The sequence below is a fragment of the Staphylococcus edaphicus genome (assembly GCF_002614725.1).
GTDB lineage: Bacteria > Bacillota > Bacilli > Staphylococcales > Staphylococcaceae > Staphylococcus > Staphylococcus edaphicus.
On sequence record NZ_MRZN01000014.1, the window covers coordinates 48,410 to 72,782 of the forward strand.

Annotated in this window: 37 protein-coding genes and 3 pseudogenes; 30 read left to right on the forward strand and 10 right to left on the reverse strand. The window is 29.2% G+C overall.

Annotated features, from left to right (window positions below; genetic code table 11):
* Positions 1 to 88: 88 nt before the first annotated feature.
* The 3 genes from BTJ66_RS09025 to BTJ66_RS09035 are packed head-to-tail and all read right to left on the reverse strand — an operon-like array spanning position 89 to position 2,351.
* Positions 89 to 697, reverse strand: a complete 609-nt coding sequence (locus tag BTJ66_RS09025) for a hypothetical protein (RefSeq protein ID WP_099090636.1) — start codon at positions 695 to 697, stop codon at positions 89 to 91.
* Positions 698 to 706: 9 nt separating this feature from the next.
* Positions 707 to 1,813 (reverse strand): site-specific integrase, encoded by a 1,107-nt coding sequence (locus BTJ66_RS09030; protein WP_099090637.1) that lies wholly within the window; start codon positions 1,811 to 1,813, stop codon positions 707 to 709.
* A 10-nt stretch (positions 1,814 to 1,823) separates the two neighbouring features.
* On the reverse strand, positions 1,824 to 2,351 hold the full coding sequence (locus BTJ66_RS09035) for a helix-turn-helix domain-containing protein (RefSeq protein WP_099090638.1): 528 nt from the start codon (positions 2,349 to 2,351) through the stop codon (positions 1,824 to 1,826).
* Positions 2,352 to 2,531: 180 nt separating this feature from the next.
* Here BTJ66_RS09035 and BTJ66_RS09040 point away from each other — a divergent pair, with 180 nt between their 5' ends.
* The 16 genes from BTJ66_RS09040 (at position 2,532) to BTJ66_RS09110 (ending at position 12,752) form a co-directional block, all read left to right on the forward strand.
* Positions 2,532 to 2,750, forward strand: coding sequence for a helix-turn-helix transcriptional regulator (locus BTJ66_RS09040; protein ID WP_099090639.1), 219 nt, complete (start codon positions 2,532 to 2,534; stop codon positions 2,748 to 2,750).
* Positions 2,751 to 2,760: 10 nt separating this feature from the next.
* Positions 2,761 to 2,904: a hypothetical protein gene (locus BTJ66_RS13645; protein ID WP_167380385.1), complete on the forward strand. Its 144-nt coding sequence runs from the start codon at positions 2,761 to 2,763 to the stop codon at positions 2,902 to 2,904.
* A gap of 1 nt (position 2,905) precedes the next feature.
* Positions 2,906 to 3,109, forward strand: a complete 204-nt coding sequence (gene tscA / locus BTJ66_RS09045) for a type II toxin-antitoxin system antitoxin TscA (protein WP_099090640.1) — start codon at positions 2,906 to 2,908, stop codon at positions 3,107 to 3,109.
* Positions 3,110 to 3,112: 3 nt separating this feature from the next.
* The gene (locus BTJ66_RS09050; RefSeq protein WP_099090641.1) at positions 3,113 to 3,409 is read left to right on the forward strand and encodes a hypothetical protein; all 297 of its coding nucleotides are present in this window, start codon (positions 3,113 to 3,115) and stop codon (positions 3,407 to 3,409) included.
* 88 nt (positions 3,410 to 3,497) lie between these two features.
* Entirely contained in the window at positions 3,498 to 4,403 is a 906-nt protein-coding gene (locus BTJ66_RS09055) for a primase alpha helix C-terminal domain-containing protein (protein ID WP_099090642.1), read from the forward strand.
* Complete coding sequence (locus BTJ66_RS09060; RefSeq protein ID WP_099090643.1) at positions 4,400 to 5,917, forward strand: phage/plasmid primase, P4 family; 1,518 nt, start codon at positions 4,400 to 4,402, stop codon at positions 5,915 to 5,917. Before BTJ66_RS09055 ends, BTJ66_RS09060 begins: the two co-directional genes overlap by 4 nt.
* Before the next feature lie 458 nt (positions 5,918 to 6,375).
* Positions 6,376 to 6,753: a hypothetical protein gene (locus tag BTJ66_RS09065; protein ID WP_099090644.1), complete on the forward strand. Its 378-nt coding sequence runs from the start codon at positions 6,376 to 6,378 to the stop codon at positions 6,751 to 6,753.
* Positions 6,754 to 6,884: 131 nt separating this feature from the next.
* Entirely contained in the window at positions 6,885 to 7,349 is a 465-nt protein-coding gene (locus BTJ66_RS09070; protein ID WP_238597619.1) for a hypothetical protein, read from the forward strand.
* A gap of 11 nt (positions 7,350 to 7,360) precedes the next feature.
* Positions 7,361 to 7,729 carry a hypothetical protein gene (locus BTJ66_RS09075; RefSeq protein WP_099090646.1) on the forward strand — a complete coding sequence of 123 codons (369 nt, stop codon included), beginning with the start codon at positions 7,361 to 7,363 and terminating at the stop codon, positions 7,727 to 7,729.
* A gap of 269 nt (positions 7,730 to 7,998) precedes the next feature.
* Entirely contained in the window at positions 7,999 to 8,364 is a 366-nt protein-coding gene (locus tag BTJ66_RS09080; RefSeq protein ID WP_099090647.1) for a hypothetical protein, read from the forward strand.
* Positions 8,365 to 8,462: 98 nt separating this feature from the next.
* Positions 8,463 to 8,699 (forward strand): hypothetical protein, encoded by a 237-nt coding sequence (locus BTJ66_RS09085; protein WP_099090648.1) that lies wholly within the window; start codon positions 8,463 to 8,465, stop codon positions 8,697 to 8,699.
* Between the two features lie 12 nt (positions 8,700 to 8,711).
* Positions 8,712 to 9,320 carry a hypothetical protein gene (locus BTJ66_RS09090; protein WP_099090649.1) on the forward strand — a complete coding sequence of 203 codons (609 nt, stop codon included), beginning with the start codon at positions 8,712 to 8,714 and terminating at the stop codon, positions 9,318 to 9,320.
* A gap of 58 nt (positions 9,321 to 9,378) precedes the next feature.
* Entirely contained in the window at positions 9,379 to 9,849 is a 471-nt protein-coding gene (locus BTJ66_RS09095) for a spore coat protein (protein ID WP_099090650.1), read from the forward strand.
* A gap of 16 nt (positions 9,850 to 9,865) precedes the next feature.
* The gene (locus tag BTJ66_RS09100; protein ID WP_099090651.1) at positions 9,866 to 10,201 is read left to right on the forward strand and encodes an RNA polymerase sigma factor sigma-70 region 4 domain-containing protein; all 336 of its coding nucleotides are present in this window, start codon (positions 9,866 to 9,868) and stop codon (positions 10,199 to 10,201) included.
* A gap of 296 nt (positions 10,202 to 10,497) precedes the next feature.
* Positions 10,498 to 11,103: a hypothetical protein gene (locus BTJ66_RS09105; RefSeq protein ID WP_099090652.1), complete on the forward strand. Its 606-nt coding sequence runs from the start codon at positions 10,498 to 10,500 to the stop codon at positions 11,101 to 11,103.
* A 665-nt stretch (positions 11,104 to 11,768) separates the two neighbouring features.
* On the forward strand, positions 11,769 to 12,752 hold the full coding sequence (locus tag BTJ66_RS09110) for an Abi family protein (RefSeq protein ID WP_099090653.1): 984 nt from the start codon (positions 11,769 to 11,771) through the stop codon (positions 12,750 to 12,752).
* A gap of 134 nt (positions 12,753 to 12,886) precedes the next feature.
* On the opposite strand, the gene BTJ66_RS09115 is transcribed toward BTJ66_RS09110, so the two are convergent.
* Positions 12,887 to 13,315 carry a hypothetical protein gene (locus BTJ66_RS09115; protein ID WP_099090654.1) on the reverse strand — a complete coding sequence of 143 codons (429 nt, stop codon included), beginning with the start codon at positions 13,313 to 13,315 and terminating at the stop codon, positions 12,887 to 12,889.
* A 126-nt stretch (positions 13,316 to 13,441) separates the two neighbouring features.
* Here BTJ66_RS09115 and BTJ66_RS09120 point away from each other — a divergent pair, with 126 nt between their 5' ends.
* The 7 genes and pseudogenes from BTJ66_RS09120 (at position 13,442) to BTJ66_RS09150 (ending at position 16,584) form a co-directional block, all read left to right on the forward strand.
* Positions 13,442 to 13,861, forward strand: coding sequence for a YolD-like family protein (locus tag BTJ66_RS09120; protein WP_099090655.1), 420 nt, complete (start codon positions 13,442 to 13,444; stop codon positions 13,859 to 13,861).
* Positions 13,862 to 13,952: 91 nt separating this feature from the next.
* Positions 13,953 to 14,699, forward strand: coding sequence for an SGNH/GDSL hydrolase family protein (locus BTJ66_RS09125; protein WP_238597620.1), 747 nt, complete (start codon positions 13,953 to 13,955; stop codon positions 14,697 to 14,699).
* 141 nt (positions 14,700 to 14,840) lie between these two features.
* Positions 14,841 to 15,236 carry a VOC family protein gene (locus tag BTJ66_RS09130; protein ID WP_099090657.1) on the forward strand — a complete coding sequence of 132 codons (396 nt, stop codon included), beginning with the start codon at positions 14,841 to 14,843 and terminating at the stop codon, positions 15,234 to 15,236.
* 7 nt (positions 15,237 to 15,243) lie between these two features.
* Entirely contained in the window at positions 15,244 to 15,375 is a 132-nt protein-coding gene (locus BTJ66_RS09135) for a VOC family protein (RefSeq protein WP_153043332.1), read from the forward strand.
* Between the two features lie 10 nt (positions 15,376 to 15,385).
* A complete protein-coding gene (locus BTJ66_RS09140; RefSeq protein ID WP_099090658.1) occupies positions 15,386 to 15,874 on the forward strand; it encodes a hypothetical protein in 489 nt (162 codons plus the stop codon).
* Between the two features lie 37 nt (positions 15,875 to 15,911).
* Positions 15,912 to 16,067, forward strand: a pseudogene (locus tag BTJ66_RS09145) (metallothiol transferase fosB); the annotation flags it as partial.
* Complete coding sequence (locus tag BTJ66_RS09150) at positions 16,054 to 16,584, forward strand: GNAT family N-acetyltransferase (protein ID WP_238597621.1); 531 nt, start codon at positions 16,054 to 16,056, stop codon at positions 16,582 to 16,584. The pseudogene BTJ66_RS09145 and the gene BTJ66_RS09150, both read left to right, overlap by 14 nt.
* A 450-nt stretch (positions 16,585 to 17,034) precedes the next feature.
* Here the strand turns inward: BTJ66_RS09150 and BTJ66_RS09155 are convergent, their stop codons facing one another.
* Positions 17,035 to 17,595, reverse strand: a complete 561-nt coding sequence (locus BTJ66_RS09155) for an LOG family protein (protein ID WP_099090660.1) — start codon at positions 17,593 to 17,595, stop codon at positions 17,035 to 17,037.
* Positions 17,596 to 18,363: 768 nt separating this feature from the next.
* Between BTJ66_RS09155 and BTJ66_RS13865 the strand changes: the two genes are divergently transcribed.
* From BTJ66_RS13865 to BTJ66_RS13970, 4 genes are all read left to right on the forward strand, one after another.
* Positions 18,364 to 18,555 (forward strand): hypothetical protein, encoded by a 192-nt coding sequence (locus BTJ66_RS13865; RefSeq protein WP_238597622.1) that lies wholly within the window; start codon positions 18,364 to 18,366, stop codon positions 18,553 to 18,555.
* 16 nt (positions 18,556 to 18,571) lie between these two features.
* Positions 18,572 to 18,907, forward strand: coding sequence for a hypothetical protein (locus tag BTJ66_RS09165; protein ID WP_099090661.1), 336 nt, complete (start codon positions 18,572 to 18,574; stop codon positions 18,905 to 18,907).
* 94 nt (positions 18,908 to 19,001) lie between these two features.
* Positions 19,002 to 19,157, forward strand: a complete 156-nt coding sequence (locus BTJ66_RS13870; protein ID WP_420801882.1) for a hypothetical protein — start codon at positions 19,002 to 19,004, stop codon at positions 19,155 to 19,157.
* Positions 19,158 to 19,253: 96 nt separating this feature from the next.
* Positions 19,254 to 19,388 (forward strand): hypothetical protein, encoded by a 135-nt coding sequence (locus tag BTJ66_RS13970; RefSeq protein WP_274521115.1) that lies wholly within the window; start codon positions 19,254 to 19,256, stop codon positions 19,386 to 19,388.
* Positions 19,389 to 19,511: 123 nt separating this feature from the next.
* Here the strand turns inward: BTJ66_RS13970 and BTJ66_RS09175 are convergent, their stop codons facing one another.
* On the reverse strand, positions 19,512 to 19,874 hold the full coding sequence (locus BTJ66_RS09175; RefSeq protein WP_238597624.1) for a DUF1433 domain-containing protein: 363 nt from the start codon (positions 19,872 to 19,874) through the stop codon (positions 19,512 to 19,514).
* A gap of 115 nt (positions 19,875 to 19,989) precedes the next feature.
* Between BTJ66_RS09175 and BTJ66_RS09180 the strand changes: the two are divergent.
* Positions 19,990 to 20,328 (forward strand): annotated as a pseudogene (locus BTJ66_RS09180) (hypothetical protein); the annotation flags it as partial.
* Between the two features lie 177 nt (positions 20,329 to 20,505).
* On the opposite strand, the gene BTJ66_RS09185 reads toward BTJ66_RS09180, so the two are convergent.
* The gene (locus tag BTJ66_RS09185; RefSeq protein ID WP_099090664.1) at positions 20,506 to 20,940 is read right to left on the reverse strand and encodes a DUF1433 domain-containing protein; all 435 of its coding nucleotides are present in this window, start codon (positions 20,938 to 20,940) and stop codon (positions 20,506 to 20,508) included.
* Positions 20,941 to 20,984: 44 nt separating this feature from the next.
* Positions 20,985 to 21,416: a DUF1433 domain-containing protein gene (locus BTJ66_RS09190; protein ID WP_099090665.1), complete on the reverse strand. Its 432-nt coding sequence runs from the start codon at positions 21,414 to 21,416 to the stop codon at positions 20,985 to 20,987.
* A gap of 40 nt (positions 21,417 to 21,456) precedes the next feature.
* On the opposite strand from BTJ66_RS09190, the pseudogene BTJ66_RS09195 reads away from it, so the two are divergent.
* Positions 21,457 to 21,793 (forward strand): annotated as a pseudogene (locus BTJ66_RS09195) (hypothetical protein); the annotation flags it as partial.
* A 200-nt stretch (positions 21,794 to 21,993) separates the two neighbouring features.
* On the opposite strand, the gene BTJ66_RS09200 reads toward BTJ66_RS09195, so the two are convergent.
* Both BTJ66_RS09200 and BTJ66_RS09205 read right to left on the reverse strand, forming a co-directional pair.
* Positions 21,994 to 22,428: a DUF1433 domain-containing protein gene (locus tag BTJ66_RS09200; protein WP_099090667.1), complete on the reverse strand. Its 435-nt coding sequence runs from the start codon at positions 22,426 to 22,428 to the stop codon at positions 21,994 to 21,996.
* Positions 22,429 to 22,472: 44 nt separating this feature from the next.
* Positions 22,473 to 22,832: a DUF1433 domain-containing protein gene (locus tag BTJ66_RS09205; RefSeq protein WP_338014378.1), complete on the reverse strand. Its 360-nt coding sequence runs from the start codon at positions 22,830 to 22,832 to the stop codon at positions 22,473 to 22,475.
* A 115-nt stretch (positions 22,833 to 22,947) separates the two neighbouring features.
* On the opposite strand from BTJ66_RS09205, the gene BTJ66_RS09210 reads away from it, so the two are divergent.
* Positions 22,948 to 24,373 (forward strand): hypothetical protein (locus tag BTJ66_RS09210; RefSeq protein ID WP_099090669.1); only part of this gene is annotated, 1,426 nt, incomplete at its 3' end.

Below are 24,373 nucleotides of genomic sequence, written 5' to 3' on the forward strand. Positions count from 1 at the left end.
CTGCAACCATTGTGGTTGTGGGCTTTTTATTTTTGGGTGCACAGAAAGTGCACAGATAATGCACAGCAAATAAAAAACACCCTTTATTTTAGGGTGTAGGTGGTAATAAGTCTATATCGAGGTTGTGTATTATAGGATTAAAATCTTTATCATAATGTTTCCAAAATACATTATAGTTATTTGAAGATGGGTGGGGAAAAGTGCCTAAGTTTGAAGAGTGATTTTTATAAAGTTGTTTTGTTTTGAAATATTTAATGGCATCACTTCCAAAACATAGAACTTTAGTGTTAGTATCAATTTCCCAAAACTTATTATCATTTTCAATTATTAAACTATTAATACTTTCCTTAGTAATGTTTGCTTTAATTTCATTTAAATTGCAAAAATAAACACCCTTTTTTTGATAATCAAAAGCTATTTGTTCAGGTTTTTTTTGAAATGTAGTATGAAAATCATCTATGCATGATAATTGTTTTTTTGAAAGTAGTCCGATTATTCTGCGAAACGTTACAATATTTAACCATTCATTATTATTTTCTCTTTTTCCATCAGTGTAATATGGAAAAAATGCAACATTTTCTGTTGGATAGTTTTTCAACTGTATATTTTTATATTCTGCATTTTCATCAACTTTCATCTTTTCCGTATTAAAAAAATATGGATCTTTGCCAATAAATAAGTAATTAATTTTATTCATTTATTCACCTCATAAATATTTTATTATTTCTTTCTGTGTACTAGGGTACAAATGACCATATCTAGATGTAACTTCTTCTGTAGATGAATGACCTAATCGCTGTGCAATTATCATAGGACTAGCACCATGATTGACTAACATAGATACATTCGAGTGCCTTAATTCATGAATAACAATACGTGGGAAGGTTTCACCATCTGGTAATTCATCATCTAGTTTTTTAAGTGCGTTATTAAACCATCTATCAATTGTACCTTCACTAAATGCTTTTAAAAATGTGCCGAATAAAACATAATTAGATTTGTAAATATTATTATCTTTATACCAATTTAAATATTCTTGTAAGTCGTCCATCATGTGAGTTGGCATGTATATATCACGTATGGACGCTTTCGTCTTAGGGGCTGTCACGATACCGTGATAGTCCGTTTTGTTTATATGGATAAAATCTTCATTGAAATTAATATCATCCCATGTGAGCGCTCTACATTCTCCCTTACGCATACCTCCAATAAATAATAATTTAAAAAATACTTTTTGTTGTATATTTGGTAATATATCGTAAAATTGATTAAATTGGTCTAACGTCCAATAATTTAAGCGCTTTTGCGTTTCAATTTCAAAGTTACCTACTAATGATGCAACATTTTGCTTTAAATCATGATACTTCATAGCATGATTCAATATAGATACTAAAAATACATGCATCTTTTTCAAATATTCTCCCGAACGACCTTCTTTCATTTTCTTATTCTGAAACTTCATTACATCTTGTGTAGTCATGTTGAAAACGTCCATTGATTTAAAATAGGGTATCAAATGATTATTTGCATGTGTTTTAAGTGATTTTAAACTTGATGCCTTACGTCTAGCAGAATACCAATCAATGTACTCTTCTACTAGCTTATCAAATGGTAATTTATTAATTTTACCTATACCTTCGATTTCATCCATTATTTCATTACATTTTTTAACTGCTTCCTTACGTTGCTTAAAACCTTTACGTGTAATAAATTGACGTGTATTCGTCTTATCATAGTATGTGATACGGAAATAATATGTACCACGTTTAGCATCTTTATAGATGTTGTGGGATAGCTTTAAGTCATGTTGCATGATGGCTCACCTACTTAATTTTTAAGTATTCTTTTAAGAAATCACTAAAGTCATTCATTATATCGTCAAACGCTTCTTTGTTTCCAGAACTTTTATAATTATATAATTGTTGCAATAAAACAGAAACAAATAACAAATTATCTTCATTATCTTTTTCTAATTCATAAAAATTGTATGTGTTATTTAAAAAATGTACATCTAAATACTGTAAATCTGCTTTAATTAATTCTAGTAAATTGTTCTTTAAATTTTGTTCTCTGGTTGTGTTGTTTTTAGCTAATTCTTTATTTAATTTTAAAAATTGATCTTTCTTCTCTTCATCAGTTAAATCACCATACATTTTATTGCCACTAGTTAAGTAACCCATCGTTACATTTAATTTTTTTGCTATTTGTTTTGCTGTATCGACACTTATATTTTTTCTACTATTTTCTAAGTCACTTAAATATGATTGAGAAATATTCAATAATCTTGCAAAATCAGTTTGTTTTAATCCTTTTTCTTTTCTTATTTTTTTAATATTATCGCCGATATTCATTATTAAGTCACCTCTATATTCATTCTATCAGAATTATTTTAAATTAAAAGGTTGCAAGTGATTTTGTTTTAGTTTATGATATAATTATATCGCCGATAATGATATAAAAAATATAAAGTTCATATTTTTTTAAACTCAAATATCGCCGATATAGATATTAATAAAGAGAGGTGAAACAGAGTGAAAAAATTAGCGTATCCCTATCTTTACATTTCACGTAAAGAACATGGACATAATCAGGCTTTTGTTGCTCATAAATTAGGGATTTCTAAAGAAAGATACTCGCTAAAAGAGTTGAACAAAGCAAATTTTACACTACCAGAAGCGAAAATTTTATCAGATTTATACGGAATGCCTATTGATGAGTTATTTAGTAATTCAATCAAAGTAGGACAATAGGAGAGATAATATGAAAAACTACATGATCTACATGTTGATACTATCGATAGATACAGTTTGTATAAGTGTACTAAGTGATATTTTCGTAGCATTTGCGGTATTCATAGTTGCAACAGGATATGGAATTAAATTTACAAATTTGGAGGTTGAGTAAGTTGAACCAAACACAATTAGAGGTATTAGACGATATTTTAAACACATTTGAAGTAGTTATTGATAATAAACAAACGGAATACAAGTACAAAATAAAAGATGGTAGTAATGATTGGTTTGAAACTAAAAATCGTGAAGAACATTTAGAAGCGATGATGCAATGGGCAGTACAAGAATTAAATAATAACTTTGAGTTAGGAGAATAGGATATGAAAAACGTTAGACCAGAAGTTGTTACTAAAGGCAAAGTATTAGTAGAAATGGCACATTACGGTGGGAGACTATCGGCGTATAGAAATATAGTTGATCTAATTTGTGAGAAGAAGGATGAAGTTGAAAATAATAGTGAAGTATATGTTGTTTTAAACTCACTACTAAATCAAGTTTCTGAAAATTATAACGAGGCTTGTGAATTAGAGGTAAGAGCCAATCATGATTTGAATGAAATATTTGAGCAAGAAAAAAACGCATTATCTCAAGCCGACCAAAGCGAAGATAACGCGTAACAGAAATATAATATACAAAGCACTTAATGCTTATTTACTTTATTATAACATTTTGTGCTCTGTATTTACAGTATGGAGATGAAAATATATGAAATTTGAAAAGATAGAATTAAATAATAATTTCAATATAAATATTATACAATACGAAAACTTATATGCTAACTCATTTAGAGCATTTGATTCATGGAAATGGTCTGATTGGCTGAATAAACTGCAAATACCTATGAATAATACTGATAAATATAAACGTGGTTTAGTACTTTATGGTGATGTTAAAGATGAAGTGAAAGACGGTGAAACAATTCAAAAATACCGTAAGGATGACAACATTATTAATCGTTCAGTGATTTCACTTGATTACGATTCTATAGCTGATTTCAAGGGATTATATAATGCTATCAATAAGCAATTAGAAAACTATGCATGGGCATTTCATACCACACATTCACATACTACTGATAAGCCACGTATACGCTTAATGGTGCCATTAAAGGAGTCAGTGAGTGCAGAGGATTATCGAAAATACAGTAGTGCTTTAGCAAGTAATATTGGTTATGAAGTAGATGAAGCTAGTTTTGTACCGTCACAGGTGATGGCACTACCAGTTAAACGTAATAAAGATGCAGTTTACATTTTTAAATGTAATGATGCACCTGCAATTACAGATGAGAACTTACACAAGTTATCGAGAAATTTCTCTAAGGAAAGAGATAAACCAATTACCATCAATTACTCAAACCAATATAAAAAACGTGATTCATCTTATTGGCGTGATATCGCATTTGGAGTTGGAGAGGGTGAACGTAACCAAGCTTTAGCTTCGTTAGTAGGATTATTGTTACGTAGGTATATTGAACCTGAATTGGTTTACGGATTAGTTAGCGCATGGTCACAACAATGTAACCCACCAATAAATGAAACGGAAGTCAATCATACGTTTAATTCTATATTCAATAAACACAAGAAAAATACAGAGAAAGGAGCTAAAAAATGACGAGTAGAGATGATGTTTTGCAAAATCTTTCAGAATATCGAGAACAAAAGTATCAAGAAAGTATGAATGGATACGAAACTGATAAAGAAGATGATGTAGTTGCTCGAATGAAGGCTATGTTACAGCCTGTGAAATATAAAGGTGAAATTTATTACAAACACCAAGGTAGTAATTACAAAGCAGATGAAATGTTATTAAAACGTATTATAAGAGAAGACCCTAGAACTAGGAGTATTAAACAAGTAGATGAAGTATATAAAAGATTAATGATTGATTTAGTCGAACAAGAAAGAGGGCAAGCGTTTCCTATTGTATTTACGAATGGTTATCTAGAAGATGGTCAATTTACATTTACTGATGATTTGCCTTTTAGTCCACACTTTATTAATAGACGTTATAATCCTGCTGCAAAACCTGTTAAAGCAGTTGATGAATATTTAGATCACGTCGCTCAAGGTGATGAAGGTTATCGAAAATATATTATTGAAATGTTGGGTTATATATTTAATACAAATTTAGATTTTAAAGAGCGAAAGGGAAAAGTGTTTTTCATTGTTGGTGATGGCGGTTCAGGTAAAGGGACACTACTTAAATTAATTTCTATGTTATTAGGTGCTGAAAACGTATCAAATGTTTCCATACATGAATTTGAAGATGGCAGACGTACAACTATTATGATAGGTAAGCTTGCAAATTTAGGTGATGATATTGAAGACCAACCAATAAATGCACCAGTTATGAAAACAATCAAAAACATGGCAACTGCTGACACGGTGAATATAAGAAAACTATATAAAGAAAGCGAAAGTACCATCATTTCAGCAACTGGTGTTTATACATCTAATCATATCTTACGCTCATTTGAAAAAGGTGAATCGTTCAAACGTCGTGTAGTTTGGTTACCTTTGACTAAAAAATTACAAAATAAATCTTCTAAATTCCATAAGGATTTAAGAAGTGAAGAAGCACTTGATTATCTAACTATGTTAGCGATACAGTCACTTAATAAATTATATGAAACCGAAATTTTTAGTGAATCTAAGACAATTTATGAATTTAATAAAGCATATCATGAGGCTAATAATACAGCAGTCGCTTATCTTCAAGAACTTAATTATTACGACATATTAGGTTTTACGCTCAAAGAGATATACCAAGATTATATGCGTTGGTGCTGGGATAATTCACTGGCTGATATGCCAATACAACAAGTATCACAAGAGATAAAACGAATGTTTGATGTGGATTTAAAAGGGTTTAAGGTAAATGTTAACGGAGAGTACAAAGGAAATTTAGTCAGAAGTAAAGCTATTAGGGATAGAGAAGAACGGAAAACATATCGAATGTTTGTTAAAAATTCAGATTTGGAACTTTGGACATGTGGGACACCTTCCGTATGGGAGGAAAGTAATAGACGTTCTAAACTTGATATTGAACCCAATGTTGAACCAAGTAATGAAGTGAAAGCACCTTTTGTTGAAGATGATGAAAAAGGCATGCCAAATTATAGATGAATCAGTTGGATACAGAGGATACAGCACTTATTAAAAATCTTGTATCCACATAAAATGCATTAGATCAATGCTTGTAAGGGGTGAAAACAGGGTGGATACACCGCATGAAAATTGTTGTATCCTCAATGAACATCATTGTGACAAGGGGTATAGAGAAAGGGATACATTTGTAAGCTTGAAACTTTTAAATAGTTAACCATTTTCTGAAAACTTATAGGGTTATAAAGTTAGGGAATGGTTCGATGTATCCAAATAGGGTTAAACTCTTGCCACTATTGAAACCGGATTGGATACAACAAAAAAATGGGTTTGTATCCAAGTAAAATAATCATCTTTAAGCTTTGTTTTATCAAGCTTTTATTGGATACAAGAAAAATACTACCCGTTGTAACCATTGTAAAATTGCTGTATCCAAATAGTTTAAGTGTAAAAAGAAACTTAAAATAGGAGTGGTTAAAATGTTAACTATACACAGACCAATTTTTAATAAAGGAATCACCTTTGAAAAGAAAATTGCTAAAGAAAAATGGAATAAATTAGTAGAATTATTGGAAGAATCCAAAGTACCAGTTAAACAAAAAAGTGAAACAGGTAATGAAATCTTTCTAGCGATCATTGATGAAAATATTGCTGATATCGAATTGTATTATAACTTTGGTATTGAAGGAGAATTTGTCCATATCCAACTGTGGTATTACAGATTCAAGCTCATAGCATTAAATGAAAAGCATAACGAAAAAAATCATAATTTTAAAAGTATTCATGAAGCAATGGAATATATAAACAGTATATTACGTGATATTGCATTTGATAGGAAACAAATGCCTACAGCATGATTAGTTTGAACGCCTAATAGATATTAACGATTTATTATATCTATATATATAATACAAGGCAACTTTGAATTGGTAATGGCAAGGCTGAAGAACTATCTAACATATATTAAAAGGAAAAAAGGATGATGAATATGATACACAAGAGACCAACACAAACATTCACTTTAAATAAACAAAGACTGAATCATATAGATATTAATCAATTAAAGGCTAACAACAAGCCTATCTGCCACATCTATAAAACTCATGGCAAGTATCACTATTTAGAAATAGACTTCATCACATGTGACTGGTGCTTATCAAGTAAAGGTCAGGCATATCTACAATCTAAGCTGAACATGGAACTATTAACCACATGGTTAAAGGGATACAACCTTAAGCTCAACTATACAAGTGTGGGGCATATGACTATCTACTTACGAGCAGACATAAAGACAATAGAGTTCCTTATAAACGAATTGAATGTGATGAGCCGTAGTAATGCATATTGGTATCAGTATCGAATAGGTAACAGTATGCAGTACATCGAAAGAGAGGTAGGTTATGTATCACCTATTAAACATGTGAAGAACAATGTAAACAAAGTCAAAGCATAAGGGAGAATGACATGTCTAAAGATGAATTGAAAGTATATATTATCAACTATATTAAATACTATAACAATGTAACCTTTATTGATTTAGAAGAACTGTTTGAATCATTGCATATTGAATATCAAGGTGAGCTTACATTCGTACATGTAGACAATAACAATATAGTGTTGTGGCATGGTTGGAGTAATGAAGTGATTAGTATAGTTGGTGATCTATTAACATCAGAACAACTTGAACTAGAACGAACAGATGTAACAACATATGCAAGGCATGGTATGTATTTAGACTTACCTTTAATGTCAAATCCATTTGATTATTCAGACATACGTTGGTTACCCGTTGAATTAAAACTAGGCAATACTTTGGAAGCATTACTACATTAGGAGATGTTGCGTTATGACTTATAGCAAATTGTTGGCACGTTACTTAGTATATTGCGAATCATCTGCAAAGGTATTAAAAGGTATAAACTACAAAAGTTATTTAGATATGAAAAATAAGTAAATGCAGGGTGAACCGCCCCCCATCAAAACAAATCAAGAATATTTCGATACTAGGAGAACGGCGGGTGGTCTCGATTTCGCAAGAATTTGAAGAATTTACGCATACAACCCTATACCCCCACCACCTATATTAAAAGAGGAGTAGATTAATGAAATTAAATGAAGAACAACGTAAAGCGCGTGATAAGTTAGTAGCTAAAGAAGAGAAAAGATTACTAGAGATATATAAAGACTTACCAAATGAAAAGTTAAAGGTAGCACAAGGGCTTATTAAGCAAGCAGCACGTAACAGAGTGATGCTTAACTACATGTGGAAGGACATTCAAGAGAATGGTGAATATGATTTGTTTCAACAATCTCAAAATGTGCCGGCTTATGAAAGAGAAAGACCTATTGCACGTCTATACAATACACGCGATCAATCTTATCAAAGAGTAATCAAACAATTAACAGATTTATTGCCTAAAGAAAACATACAGAATGAAACAAATGAACCGTCAACTGACTATTTATAATCAATGTATTGAAAAGATGTTAGGAAAATTTACAATCTTGCGCTGACAAACTAAATGGTTAACAAGATTAAATTAAATAAAACAAAGGAGATGTTCTAATGAGCAATATAAATATTTTTGAATGGAACAAAGTAAAGAGTAAGATTAGAGAAATTCGACAAGAAATTGATGAAACTAAGCAATTAGATACAATTGATAGAAATAAAAATAGGTATCTGACTAATGTCTTACGTGAATTAAGTGTTCTTGAAAATATGGTAAATGATTTAATGGATCAAACAAAAGATAGTAGTCCAGTAAATAAAATCAAAAGATTATACAACAGATATAAATAAGGAGAGATAATTATGGCTTTAAAAAATACCGAAAAACCTAATGTGAATGAGATTTTTCCAGTGCACATTGATTTGATACAAAACATGCTAGAACAAAATAAGGAGATAAAAAATCAAGATTCATATCAAGAAAGAATTAATGTTCTTTTTGATCAATTAGAAAATGGCAATCTGACTGTAAATGAATACGATAATATTGTAAATGAAATTGATGATTTAAGACGTGAAAAAGCTACGAACCCTAATATAAATGGTCGAGTTGTTTTAAATTTACCTAATGGTATTAATTCAATTGAAGAGCTGAAAAAACTAACAGAAAAAGAAGATAAAAAGGCTAATGAAGTGATTCAAAAAGTTGAAGATGAAAATCGTAAACTAAAAACACAAATTGAAGAAATACAATCGAAGATTGAATTGAATAACGAGTATATAGGTGAAATTAACAACTATGAGTCAGTTAATGAGCTAGTTAAACCTATTGTAAATGGAGAGAAAACCTATTATGACTCGGAACGTTTTTATAGTGCGTTCATGTGGCATAAAACGATTGGTTTACTGTCTGCAAAAGGAAAGGGTAAATCAGTAATAAAGTATCCTGACTTTAAAGCTAGAGCAAAATAAAGTAATAGATGCTAACTTAAGTGTTAGCATCTGATTTCTATTTGATAGGGAGGATGCCATGATTTTAAAACATGCTGAATCAGTATTATTGTATTTTGATGAACCTAAAGTAAGTGAATATGAAATACTTATAAAATATAATCCGACTATTATCAATAAAAAGATATACTCCCTTCAAGAACAGATAAATGAAAGTTATCATTTAAATGTTAGTCATACAGTGTGTGATGAAGTGAGTGGTGTTATATCGGTGTCATACCCATTAGAAAAATTAGTTATCTGGATTATACAAAAACAAGATGATTTAGATCGTTTTAAAAAGTATAGTGTTATAAGAATGAATTTATTAAAGCAAATTCTTAGAGAATATACAAAACAAGAACAAAAAGAAGTGATGGATTACATGCGTTCTAATGGACGTATAAAGGCTTATGAGACGATTGACAAACTACAAAAGGATTTATACAAATTTAAGTATTCTAACCGTAATAATAGTGCTAAGAAGCATAGTAAAGCAACTGTAGTGTGAGGATTGTGATAAATATATGAATTATGATAAAGCTACATTAAAGAAATTTATACTTAACTATCATAGTGTACAGAAAAATGATGATGTAAATGAATGTAATAATGATTTAAGTGATTTTTTTGAACTTAATAATCAAGTGGAAGCAGACTTTTATGCCGATAATAATATAGAAGACGTGATACTTTATAATGAATTAGAAGAGATGATAGAAAAAGTTGGGACAGATAAAGAGCATTATATATTTTGGTTGTTAAGTGAGGGATATTCATACAAAGAAATTGGGAATGTTTTTTATGTAACTGAGGGTAGAGTGAAACAAATATTTGATGGATTGTTGAACAAGATATCTTAATTTGGTAGCTTTTTATTTTCTATCTATTATTACTAAACATGAGATTAAGTATTTCTTAGCTAGGTTATTTTTACTGCGCAAATGCTAGAATCAATGATAAATAAGAATATATTAAATATGAAGAAATATTTCGATTAATTTTTAAATAGATGTTATTACGTTTTGTTTAGAAATACTTCAAGATATTAAGTATGTTCAATTTTTGTTAACTTTTAATTAATGTTGTAACAAATTAAAAATTTTATGATAAAAATGATGTGAACAACTAATTATTAAAATATTTTGGAGGTATTTAAATGAAATTTAAAAATTTGATTATCGGAACAGTAGCATGTACGACTATTATTGGATTTACAGGGGCTTATGCAGATGCTACAACTTCGCAGTATAATAATACTAGTGTAAGTGAGAAATCGATTAGTAAATCCTTACCTACGCAAAATGATTTGAAAAATTCACATTATACGGTTCAAAAAAATAATGACGGTAGTACTTCTTATAATATTACTGATCAAGAATATGTTGAATTGTTAAGAGAAAATGGCCAAAATGAGGTAGCTAATAAACTTGAACAAGAAATTCAAAAAGAAAATAATGGCATAAATATGTATAAAGCTAAAAATGGTGTGAATTCTGTGAGTGTAACGGGAAAAGGAGCTGTAGTAATAAAAGTTAATAAAACAGTTGCAAAAGCCTTGGCAGCTACTGGTGGTGGGGCAGCCGGAGCTGCGGCTGGTCTTCTAGTTAATGCAATACCTGGTTTAGGTCAAATCGCTACACCTGTAGTATCTGGTGCTGCAGCTGGTTTGATAGGATTTCTAGCACAAAATTCAGTTAAAGGCGGCGCATGGATTAAAGTCGGATTGGTATCTAAGAAAACATTAGCAGTCGGATGGCAATAAGATAATATTTTGAAAGGAGAGAACTATGAGAACATTTTTAATTATTATAACAGCTCTCATTTTATCTTTGGTTATTTCATTTTTAATATTTAAATTTCTAGATAATACTTTCGGAAACATATTAGTCAGTTTAGCAAATGGAATGATTGTTATTGTTTCAATATATTTATGGAAAATATTAGAGAATCGCTAATAACCTATTAAAAAAGATTTATTTTTATTTTGTAAAATTTTAAAATGTAATATTTGTTATCTACAGGGTAGGCACTTATGTGCTTGCCCTATTTTTTGTGTTATAATGTAAATACAAAGAGCCTTAGCGCTCATCAAAATTTCACATCGGAGGTCGCCATGTTCTGCGGATATTGGTTGGCGTGACTGTTGCTGACGGGTAGCGCTCGAAACCTCCATACATAATGATTAATTAGAGGGTTCTAGTATATCTTGAATATATGTGGAACTCTTTCAACCACCCACACATGTCACTGGGTGGTTATTTTACTATAAAACGTATTTATAATATTTACAGAAGTTATCCAAAGAGGGAAAGAAATTCAGCTAAATTATTTACAAATGAAGAAAAATAGTGTATATTCTATCTATCGATCAAGCCATACCACCTATTTATTTAGGAGTATGGCATTTTTTATATTAAAGAGGATATTATGAAACCATTTAAAACATATGAAGAACAAGTTGATATTTTAAAGTCACGTGGGCTTATAGTTGATGAGAATACAATCTATGATTTACAAAATGAAAATTATTACAATGTGATTAATGGGTATAAAGATTTGTTTTTAGAGTTGAAACCTGATTCAAAAGAGCCAATGATACCAGAAAAATTTGTAGAGGGTGCAAGTTTTGAAGAAATCTTTGCATTATATAAACTTGATAGAAGATTGAGAAATACTTTATTAGAGTATTTATTAGTATTTGAAACACATTTAAAATCTAGAATAGCTTATTTTTTTAGTGAAAAATACAAAGAGCCACATTCATATTTATATTTTCAAAATTATACTTCTAATAGTGATAAGACTAAAAGTGTTGTAAAGACAGTTGCTGTTTTAAGTAATATAATGACAAAGAAAAACATCGAACCAGTGGATCACTATATTAAAAATCATAAGGGAGTACCTTTTTGGATTTTAATGAATTATCTAACTGTTGGGAATGTGTCCCATTTATATGAAATATTAGATGAAGAAATTAAGGTGAAAGTCGCAAGTAACTATTCTGAAAAATTTAATAGACAATATGAGATGCAAGTTAATATACAAAGTGTAGATGTGGAATCGGTACTAAAACAAGTTAACTTTTTTAGAAATGTGTGTGCTCATGAAGAAAGGCTTTATGATTTTAAATTGAAAAAACGTGTGAAGTCACTTAATCTAATAAGTAATTATAATGATATTTCAAATATAAATATAGTGAATGATAATCTACAATCAAAGTTGTTTGATATGATTTTATTTTTAATTTTCTTTTTAAATAAAAGAGATTATAGTAAATTGCTTGAAGAGTTGGATCAACATATAGATTATTATTCTAAACAAATGCATACAATTAATAAGAAGCATATATATGAAAAAGTAGGATGCTTAACCGATACATTTAGCGATATTTTAAACTTTAAAGACTTATAATTAATATTATACTATGTTGTTTACTACAACTTGTATTTAATGATGAAAACTAACACTCACCAATTAACTGGTGGGTGTTTTTTATAAATAAAAAGGTATCTACCTAAGTAGACACCCTAGTTACTTTACTTACTCTACTTACTCTTTTTTAATGTACTAGTTTTTTCTTTACTAGTTTTTTTACTTAAATTTTCAGTGCCAAATAATCGTTCTTGTAAAGAAGGTTTACTATTATCTTCAGGCTGAATCGTAATATGTTTCTTATCTTTTTTTTCTACATAATACTCATAATTACCTTTATCTTCTTCTAATACAAAATAAAAACCATCAGGATTGGCACCTTTTTTTAAAGGAAAAACAGTAACTTTATCACCTATAGTGCCAACATCCATACCATTTTTACTAGATCTGAGATATAGCGTTTGTTGTGGATTATCATTATATTTATACTCCCAAACACCTTTTATTTTTTCATCTGGAGTTCTTTGAAAGTAATAACTGCATGCACACGCAACTAAAAAACCAACCATAAAAAATATTATGTATGGAATAATTCTTTTCATAATATGTAGCTCCTTTAGTTATTTTTTTAAAATTAGTATATCATAAAATTTTTAAGTTTTGTTTATACTTACTAATTTTATTTACTTATACGAACAAATGTTCTATTATATTCATGAGGTGATTATATGAAAGTAGTAAATCCAAACGCACCAGATGAATATAAATATGAAATGGATTATCGTAACATTCCACGTGAATATCTTAATCCACGCATACCGAAAGGCAGAGGAAAGGTTAAGTGGGCGCCCTTTGCCACAATCCCCGAACAACATGAGAGACTAAAACAATACACGGAAGACCAGAACAAGATAGATAAGCAACAGTTAAGTGACCACCAATTGAGTGAGATAAATGATAAGCTAGCTTATAAAATGTTTCATGATCCGCAAATTGAAGTGAGCTATTTTGAAGGTGGCTATATAAGGAAGATAAATGGATTTATACACAAGGTAGATACTCATGAACAAAGTTTACATTTATATGAAGAAACTGGATTAATTAAGATAAAATTAAGTGAAATAACTGAAATAACTGAAATAAAATGAAATTTTAAATTAAGCATATTGAATGATTTCTATTATATTTTTAGATATACTTTGTTTAATTAATATTATTTATTTTAAAGGAGTTATAGCTTTGAAAAAATTAACTGCTCTAATTGGTTTATATATAGCGAAAAATTTATTTTCAACACTTTTTAGTATATTAAATGATATAAAAAAAGGGAATAAAAGTAAATTCCATCCTAATGCTTTATATTTAGAGAAAGATGATAAGTTAAATGGTAAAAAAATTCTTTTTTTAGGTTCTTCTATAACTTATGGGGCAGCTTCTCATGGTGTATCATTTGTTGAGTTTTTAAAAGAAGAGTCTAAGGTTGATACTACAAAGGAAGCGATATCAGGTACCACTTTAGCAGGGTTAGAAAAAAATTCATATGTTCAAAGAATTAAGAAAGAGGATTTGAAAAAGAATTATTATGATTTAATAATTTGTCAGTTATCAACCAATGATAGTAGATTTAAAAAAGCATTAGGTGAGATTAGTTTAGATTATGAGTTAGAAAATTTTAATACAGAAACGACAATTGGTGCAATGGAATATATTATTAGCTATGCCAAAAATACATGGAATACTCCTGTTTTATTTTATACTTGTATAAGAAAATCAGACCCTTATTACGAACATTTAATAAATGTATTGTATAAATTAAAAGATAAGTGGGATATTGAGATATTAGATGTTTGGAATAATATGGAAGCTAATGATCTAAAAAAATACGATAAAACACTATTTGCTGATGATGCTCATCCTACTTTAAAAGGATATCGATACGTATATTTCCCACTTTTTAAAGAAAAAATAAAGTGTATTTTTAGTTAATTGAATGATTTTTATTTTAATTTATATGAATACGCCAAAGCCCACCTAAATGAATAGGTGGGTTTTTTTTAAGTGTTTTTATGTTAGAATATTCTGTGAATTAAATAAAGATAAATTTAATAAAAATAGTAGGTGATTGAAATGAATGGTGCTATACATCATATAGAAATATATGTAGAAGATATAAATAAAACTAGAAAGTTTTATGAATGGTTATTACCTAAATTAGGTTATAAGCTTTACCAAGATTGGAAAAATGGATTTAGTTTCAAATTAGATAAAACTTATATTGTTCTTGTAGAAGTCGATGAAGGGTATAAAAAATATGGTTACCATAGAAAAAGAATTGGATTAAATCACATAGCTTTCAGTGTTTCAAATAGAAATACAGTAGATTACATAAGTAATATTTTATTAGATAACGGCATAAATATTTTGTACGAAGATAAACACCCCTATGCTGGTGGTGAAAATCATTATGCTGTTTACTTTGAAGATCCAAATAGAATAAAGCTAGAAATTGTAAGCCGGGAGTAACTATTTTATGATTCAATCTATAAATCATGTTACTTATTCAGTATCGAATATTAAAGAATCCATAACTTTCTATAAAGACATTTTAAAAGTTAAGATTTTAATAGTGAGTGATAAAATAATTAAAATTAATATTATTTAGTGGAGGGTTTTTGATCGAAGATTTAAAAAAATATCCAGAGTTACTTAAAGCAACAACCAATTCAATAGCAAGTATATTAGTACTATCTTTTATTGCAACGATAGTTCAAATGTTTTCAAAAGAACCTCCGGAATTGTGGGTTAGTTCAATTAATATAGCAGGTACAATCTCAATTATATTTTACATGGGAATGTTTAATTCTAACTTTACATTCTTTAGATGGTTGATTATTTCAAAGAATAAGAAATATAAATTAATGAATATGCTTTTAGGAATTATGTTCTTTGTGTTCCCAATATTATTAAATATTATTCTTAATGCTATTGGAAAATGGAATTTCGGAAATAATAAAGTTATACCTATAATTGAATTTATCGATTATTTATTCAAATCATTCATAATGATTTTTGTTAGTATTACCTTTTATTCATTTGGATTTATGATTTTTATATTAATATTAATGGCAATCTTTACTAGAAAATCAATAAAAAATGATTAAAATTAATGTGAGCGTATTAGAATGATATGCTTAAGTTAAACAATCAATATATTTCTCTGATCCAGATGGCCACAAATTAGAATTACATACAGGCACATTACAAGATAGGTTAGATTATTATAAAAAAGAAAAGCCACATATGAAATTTTATGAACAGGATGATGAAGATGAAGGAGACAATGATAGTAGATGAAAGTATAAAGTTAAGAGATGCGTTTGATGAGGATGCAAAAGAATATCTTAAAATTCCATTCAATAAAGTATTATTGGAAATGTATGGTTCTAATATGAATCCAGACACAGAAAAATCATTAGAAAAAGCACGATTATTAGTATATGGGATAAAAGCAGCCCCTTATGAATGGGCTATTGAATATGAAGGAAAGTTTATTGGACAAGTTAGATTAACCATAGACAATGAAAATAATAAAGCGAAATTTGCGATAGGTATATTTAACCCTCAATATTGGAATAAAGGGATTGGAACAAAGGTTTCAAATGCAATATTGAACTTTGGTTTTTCTGAATTAAACCTTCACAGAATTTATTTGAAGGTACTTGCTTATAATAAAAGAGCTATTAAATCGTATGAAAATGTAGGGTTCAAAATTGAAGGTGAAGAGAGAGAAGGAGCTTGTATTAATGGGAAGTATGAAACTGATATTCACATGAGTATTTTAAAAAGCGAATATCAGCAATCAAATGTATAGTTATACGTTTATTCATTTCTCGATGCAGCAGAGAATGAATGTCAGAAATATAATTGAGGTTGTTTGATAGTTATGAGCAATTCTTGAGAGATATGTATTGCGTCAACGTAAATTATATGGCTTAATAATAAGTTTTACTTACTTAATTTTCAGAAGCCAATATGTAAAAGTACATTCTAAAAAAAGGTGATAGAAGTGGACGAATTTGTTTGTAATTAATGTGAGGTGAAGAATGTGGCGTACATTAATAATATATGCGAATAGTAATAACAATAAGTAATTTATTTTTAGCTCACGTTAATAAGTGGACTTTTTTTGCAGATAAACGTTCTGTGTTGCATCGAGAAATGGAAAGTAAGGTATTCACGTCCATAAAAAAAACACACCTATCCATTTAGGTGTGTTCCGAGAATCAATGACAATAAAGCTATTGGAATAAAGAGGTTTTAATTAATAAGTTCTTACTTTTGGCACTTTATAATTTTTTATAAATTCTTCGATTTCTTCAAAAGATTTTGAGAATAATATTTTGTCTCTATCTTCTTGAGTTAAAAATTGATTTGAAACCATTTGGTCATAAAATTGTTCAATAAGTGAATAATAGTTGTTTGTATTGAAGAAAATACAAGGATTGTCGTTTTGACCAACTCTTGTCCAAGAAACAACTTCAGTTATTTCTTCTAGTGTTCCAGTACCTCCTGGTAAAGCTATACACACATCGCCTTTTTCTAAAATGATTTCTTTCCTCTCAGACATGGTTTCTACGATTATTAATTCGTCTAATTTATCATGTGCTAATTCTCTTTGTTGTAGAAAAGTAGGCATTACACCGATTGTTTTTCCGTTATTATGTATTACAGTATTTGCTAGTGTACCCATTAACCCAGCATTGCCACCGCCAAAAACTAAAGTATGATTGTTTTCAGCTATCCATTCTCCTAATTGAATAGCACTGTTTTCGTAATCTTTTTTATTTCCTTTGCTGGCTCCACAATAGACAATAATATTCATTTTTATTGCTCCTTTTTTCATTTTTTATTTTACTCAAGATGGAATGTTTTTGAGGCGATATTTGAAAAGAGTTTCTTCTAGTCTTGGTAATAATTATATGAAAAACTGTTTTGAAAAACAACCCGACCTAATTAATAAGTATCTCACGCATACGGGAATGAATACGTTCAGAGTGCACAAATTTATGTTGTTTTTGCAATTTTAACATTTTACACTCAACTAGTAAGGCAATGTAAACATTGATATAACAATACTTATAGCGATTTTAAAATTTATAGATAATCGCTATTATCAATTCCCGCCGTCTCCACTATAGAGTCTGCAACCATTGTGGTTGTGGGCTTTTTATTTTTGTTAAACCAATTTTTGCTCTAATACATAAAAAACTCACTTAATTTAAGATGATTATTATAGTAAGGTGTTTCGATTCACCATATTCCTTTGAATCATCTGAAAAGTTATTTTAAAAGGGATAGTATACGTTACTTGTTAGATATATATAACAGTAAACTGCTAATTTATTATATCTATATATACCTAAAGTAAGTGAATATGAATTTCTTATAAAATACACTACGACTATTATCAATAAAGGATATGCTTGATACAAGAACAAATAAATGAAGGTTATCATTTAAATGTGTCACATATAGTGTGTGATAAAGTTAGTGGTGTTATATCAGTATCATACCCATAGAAAAATTAGTTATCTGGATTATACAAAAGCAAGAAGATTTAGATCGTTTTAAAAAGAATAGTGTTAAAAGAATGAATTTATTAAAGCAAATTGTTAGTGAATATACAAAACAAGAACAAAAGGAAGTAATGGATTATATACCTTCTAATGGTCGTATAAAAGCATTTGAGACGATTGATAAGTTGCAAAGAGATTTATATAAAATAAAACATTGTAACCAAATCAATAGTGCTAGAGTTCATAGAAGTACAACTGTAGTGTAAGGACTGTGATAACTATATGAAATATGATAAAGCTACATTAAAGCAATTTATATTTAACTATCATAGTGTACAGAAAAGCAATGATATAACCGAATCTAATGATGACATTGATGATTTCTTTGAACTTAATAATCAAGTGGTAACAGACTTTCGTGAAAATAATAATATAGAAGATGTAATACTTTATAATGAACTAGAAGAAATTGTAGAAGAAGTTGGTACAGATAAAGAGCATTATATATTTTGGTTGTTAAGTGAGGGATATTCATACAAAGAAATCGGGAATGTATTTTCAGTGAATGCAGGTAGAATTGGTCAGATATTTGATAATTTATTAAAAAAGCTATCTTAATTGGTATCTTTTATTAATTTAATAATATTAATCAATACATATAAATATAGATGTCAGAAGTTATCAAAACATTGCTGGGCAATCGATATTTGAGATTGACAGAAGATTGAAACATGTGAAAGAGAATGACTTAGCGCATGGAGAATTTGGTAAATGGCTTGAAAACATTGGACTTGATAGAAGTTTTGCTACTAGGACAATGAAAATTGTAAATGAATTAAATTCAAATTATGCCACGGGGCACAATTAAGGTTTCAAAGCCTTATATGAAATAGCAACACTACCTGAACCGGAATGCACTAAAGAACACATAACATCAAAAGGTGAAACTAAAACACCTGATGAGATGACAGTTAAAGAATTGCGCGAATTAAAAAAACAAATCAAGCAAGAACAAGAAGAAAAATCTCAACTAGAATCACAACTCGAACAAGCACAACGTTCTGAATCAATTGCACTCAAACAACTAGAATATGTATAGAAGTAACCAAAAAAAGTACTCTAATACGACTAAAATTATAGACGATGTTCCGTTGGAAGATTAATGATGAAAGTAAAAAGCACTAACTATTCATTCGGTTGAGTAGTTAGTGCTTTTCTGATGTTAAAATCCCCAAATTAGAGGTGGGTCTGCTTCGTAGTCTTTTTTATTTAAATTCTCTTTCTTAATGATTTCATTTGGCTTTAGTTTATTTTTAGGATTGGTATGATTAAATAACTCTCCTAAAGTTTTAGAATTATAGCTCAAGTTACCATTAAATTGATGTCGGTCAACTTCTGAAATCTGAGCGCTAAAATAGTATCGTTTATCATTATTAATGTGACCATGTATAAAATAACCACCCATTGGATTTTTAGCTATCTTAGTTATTTCTAAAGATTTATAATTTTTTAGATTATGTGTGAAATATAAATTTATTCTAGCCTTTTGAGTGTCAATATATGTATCTTTTTGATGCTTGTTCAAAACATAGCCTCCTATTAAAATGAATGATATAATTATTAATATTATATAAAATAGTGGTTTTCTTTTTATCATATTTAGTACCTCACTTTGCCATAATATTTAAGGAGCGCGAAACATGAGAAAAACAGATGAAATTTCAAGAGCAATATCAGAGAAAGCATATGATAATTTCCGAAAGGGCGATAATGTTGATATTAACAATGCCCAATATCAAGTTATTGAGAAACGTGATGATACTCAAAATGGTCTTCGTGCTTATGCATTTGCACCGATTGTTAATGGAAAGCCAGACACGAATAATATTGTTATGGGTTATGCAGGTACAGAATTTACTAGTATGAAAGATTGGAAAACCAATGTAAATCTTCCTTTTCATAATAACACAACTAATTTAAAAATTGATAATAATTATAAAAATTTAAAATATACCACAATTAATGAAAAATATAATGAGTTGAGTTATATTTAGTTATAGAAATGTAAAAACACAATTGGGTTGGTAGTCCCAATGCAAATACGATTATTTGTCAGTAACCTTCCTCTTAACTAAGAGGAGGGATCGTGGGGGTTAATGATGAAAACAAAAAGCACTAACTATTCATTCGGTTGAGTAGTTAGTGCTTTTCTGATATTAGAATCCCCAAATTAGAGGTGGGTCAGCTTCGTAGTCTTTTTTATTTAATTTTTCTTTTTTTATAATTTCATTTAATTTTATTCTATCTTTTGGGTTATCATGTTTAAATAGTTTCCCAAAAACTTTTGGATTATATCCAATATCACCGGTAAATTGATGATTATCTGCACTAGAAACAAATGCTTCAAAATCATATCTTTTATCATTATTTATATAACCATCAACAAAAAAACCACCCATAGGGTTTTGTTCGAATTTTGTAATTTTCAAAGTGTAATAATCTTTAAGATTATATTTGAAATATAAATCAATTCTGTCTTTTTGAGTTTCAAAATAAGTATCTTTCTTATTCTTGTGGGAAAGATATAGTCCAACTAAGAGCAATATTACTATGATAAAAATAAAGATGAATATTTTATTTTTATTTCGCATGAGATCTCCTTTGAAAATGAAAAGTTGACAATTATTAATGCACTTTAGAATCCAAATATAAAAGGAGGATCAGCTTTATAGTCATTTTCATTCAAGTTTTTTTCTTTGATGATTTGGCTAGGGAATTTATTAGGTTTGCTTTGTGATTTGAACATATTCGAAAGTTTTTCGGATGTACTAATTTGGTTGTCAAATTGATAATTACTAGAGTCATTTATAGTAGTTGTAAAATATAATTTTTTATCATCATTAATATATCCTTTAATTAAATAACTCCCTAAAGGATTTTTTTCAGTTTTTGTTATTTCTATCTTGTGGTAACTACTAACATTTTCTGCGAAATACATTTCGATACGCTTTTTTTGTATATCTATATAGTGTTCACGTTTTTTTTCATGTAGCACATAGAAACCTCCAATAATAAGTGAGACTATTGCTATAGATATAGCAAACAATATAATTTTTTTATTAAACATAATAACCTCCAAAAAACTAAGTAATAAAAGGTGAAAAACAATGAATGTTACAGATGAAATAAACCGAAAACTATCGGAAGAGAGCTATAATAATCATGCGATAAATGACACAATACAAACTCCATCTGGCAATTTTAAAGTTCTTGAAAAACGTGATGACACTAAAAATGGTTTAAGATCTTATGCATTTGCGCCAGTTGTGAATGGAAAACCAGACACGAATAATATTGTTATGGGTTATGCAGGTACAGAATTTACTAGTATGAAAGATTGGAAATCCAATGTAAATCTTCCTTTTATAATAACACAATTAATTTAAAAATTGATAATAATTATAAAAAATAAAGCATACCACAATTAATGAAAAGTATAATAAGTTGAGTTATATTTAGTTGTAGAAATGTAAAAACACAATTGGGGTGGTAGTCCCAATGCAAATACGATTATTTGTCAGTAACCTTCCTCCTCAGGTCGTCCATCATTTCTGATTAACTAAGAGGAGGGATGGTGGGGATTAATGATGAAAACAAAAAGCACTAACTATTCATTCGGTTGAGTAGTTAGTGCTTTTCTGATATTAAAAGCCCCAGATTAGAGGGGGATCTGCTTCGTAGTCTTTTTTATTTAAGTTTTCTTTTTTTATAATATCATTTGGTGTTAATTTATCTTTAGCATTTTTTTCTTTGAAAAGTTTACCTACGCCATCTGTATCATATCCTACATCTCCAGTAAACTGATGATTATCTGCACTTGATATATAGGCCTCAAACTCTAAAGTTTTATCATTATTTATATAACCATCAACAAAAAAACCACCCATAGGGTTTTGTTCGAATTTTGTAATTTTCAAAGTGTGATAATCTTTAAGATTATATTTGAAATATAAATCAATTCTGTCTTTTTGAGTTTCAAAATAAGTATCTTTCTTATTCTTGTGGGAAAGATATAGTCCAACTAAGAGCAATATTACTATGATAGAAATAAGGACGAATATTTTATTTTTATTTCGCATGAGATCTCCTTTGAAAATGAAAAGTTGACAATTATTAATGCACTTTAGAATCCAAATATAAAAGGTGGATCAGCTTCAAAGTCATCTTTGTTTAATTTTTTCTCTTTGATAATTTGACTAGGGAACTTATTAGATGCATTTTTTGTATTGAAAGCATGACTTAATGCTTTTGAATAATTAATTTCATCATCAAATTGAAAACCATTTTCTCCATTCATAGTAGCAATAAAATCTAACTCTTTATTATTGTTTATATACCCTCTTATTGTGTAACCGCCCATAGGTGTCTTCCCGGTTTCTGTTATCTTGATATTTTGATAATTATTTATATTTTCTTTGAAAAATAATTCGATACGCTTTTTTTGAATATCTACGTAATGTTGACGTTTACTTTCATTTAACATGTAGCCACCCCCTATTATTATTGATATTATAATGATAATAGATGTAGTGGTCAATATTATTTTATTTTTATTCATAATGGCCTCCTAAATTATTTAAAAAAGGGTGATGAGTTAAGTGCAGATTACAGATGCAACTAAGCGAAAACTATCTCAAGAGAGTTATTATAATATTGAAAAAGGACGAAATATTTCCACACCATCTGGTACATTTGAAATACTAGAAAAACGAGATGACACAAAAAATGGTCTTCGTGCTTACGCATTTGCACCGATTGTTAATGGAAAACCAGACACGAATAATATTGTTATGGGTTATGCAGGTACAGAATTTACTAGTATGAAAGATTGGAAAACCAATGTAAATCTTCCTTTTCATAATAACACAACTAATTTAAAAATTGATAATCATTATAAAAATTTAAAACATACCACAATTAATGAAAAATATAATAAGCCGACTGATGATAATGATATACTCAATTCGATGGATAACTTAGGTGAAATGGTAACCAAAAGAATGACGCATTCTTTTGGACCAAATGATATTGCGACGAAAGGTACGCCGAGTCAAATAGATGAAAGTGCCACGTTCACAAAAGCTGTTAAAGATAAATATCCAAATAGTAAGTTGTATGGCGGAGGTCACAGTTTAGGTGGGTATTTAGCACAATATAATGCTGTTAAGTTTGATTTTGAAAATACAACTACATTTGCTGCACCCAATTCATATGGAGCTTTTTCTGGAAATGTTAAAAAAGGCATAAGTGAAGGACGGTATAATGGAAGAATTAAAAATGTGGGACATGATGACGACATTGTTAATAGTTTGGATTTCTTGAACCCCAAAATCGGTTCTAATATAATCCAAGCGCCTAAATATGATGGTTTTTTAACAGCGTTACCCTTTGTAGGGCAACATTTTATTGGGACTTATGATGACTTTGATAAAAATGGTAATGCAAAAAAGATGTCAAAAATTGAATTAGCTTCATATAAAAAAACAAAGAAAATACTTAATCAGTTCAAATTATTTTCCAATGATAAGGATCCAGCAGGACTTGATGATACAATAAGTGCTTTTATCAAAAAACTTAATAAAAAAGCTAAAGCTGATAAAGCATCAAAAACCAAAAAAGGCTCTAAATCTACAAGTAAATCATCGAAAAGTGTTAAAGGGGATTCAGATGCTTCTGCCAAAAAAGGAAATGGTGGCTCTGGTGGTTCGGGTAAGAAGATAAAGATTCAACCCGAAGCTGTACGTGCTATTGTAAGTGATTTACGTGATCGAATACATAAATATGATGATGTATTAAGAACCATTGAGGAATATGAAAGGGAGACAAAGAAAAGCTCTCAACGTATCCTAGACAAATATGAATCTGAATTATTAAGCGGGTCGCATAAATTTATTAGTCCGAGTGATTTAACCGAGTATATGGAAAGCCTAGCTCAAGGTGGTTCTATAGGAAACTTGGAATTTTATGATAATCATTCAATGGAACAAGTCGTTCAAGACATACACCAAAATAAAAAGACCTTAT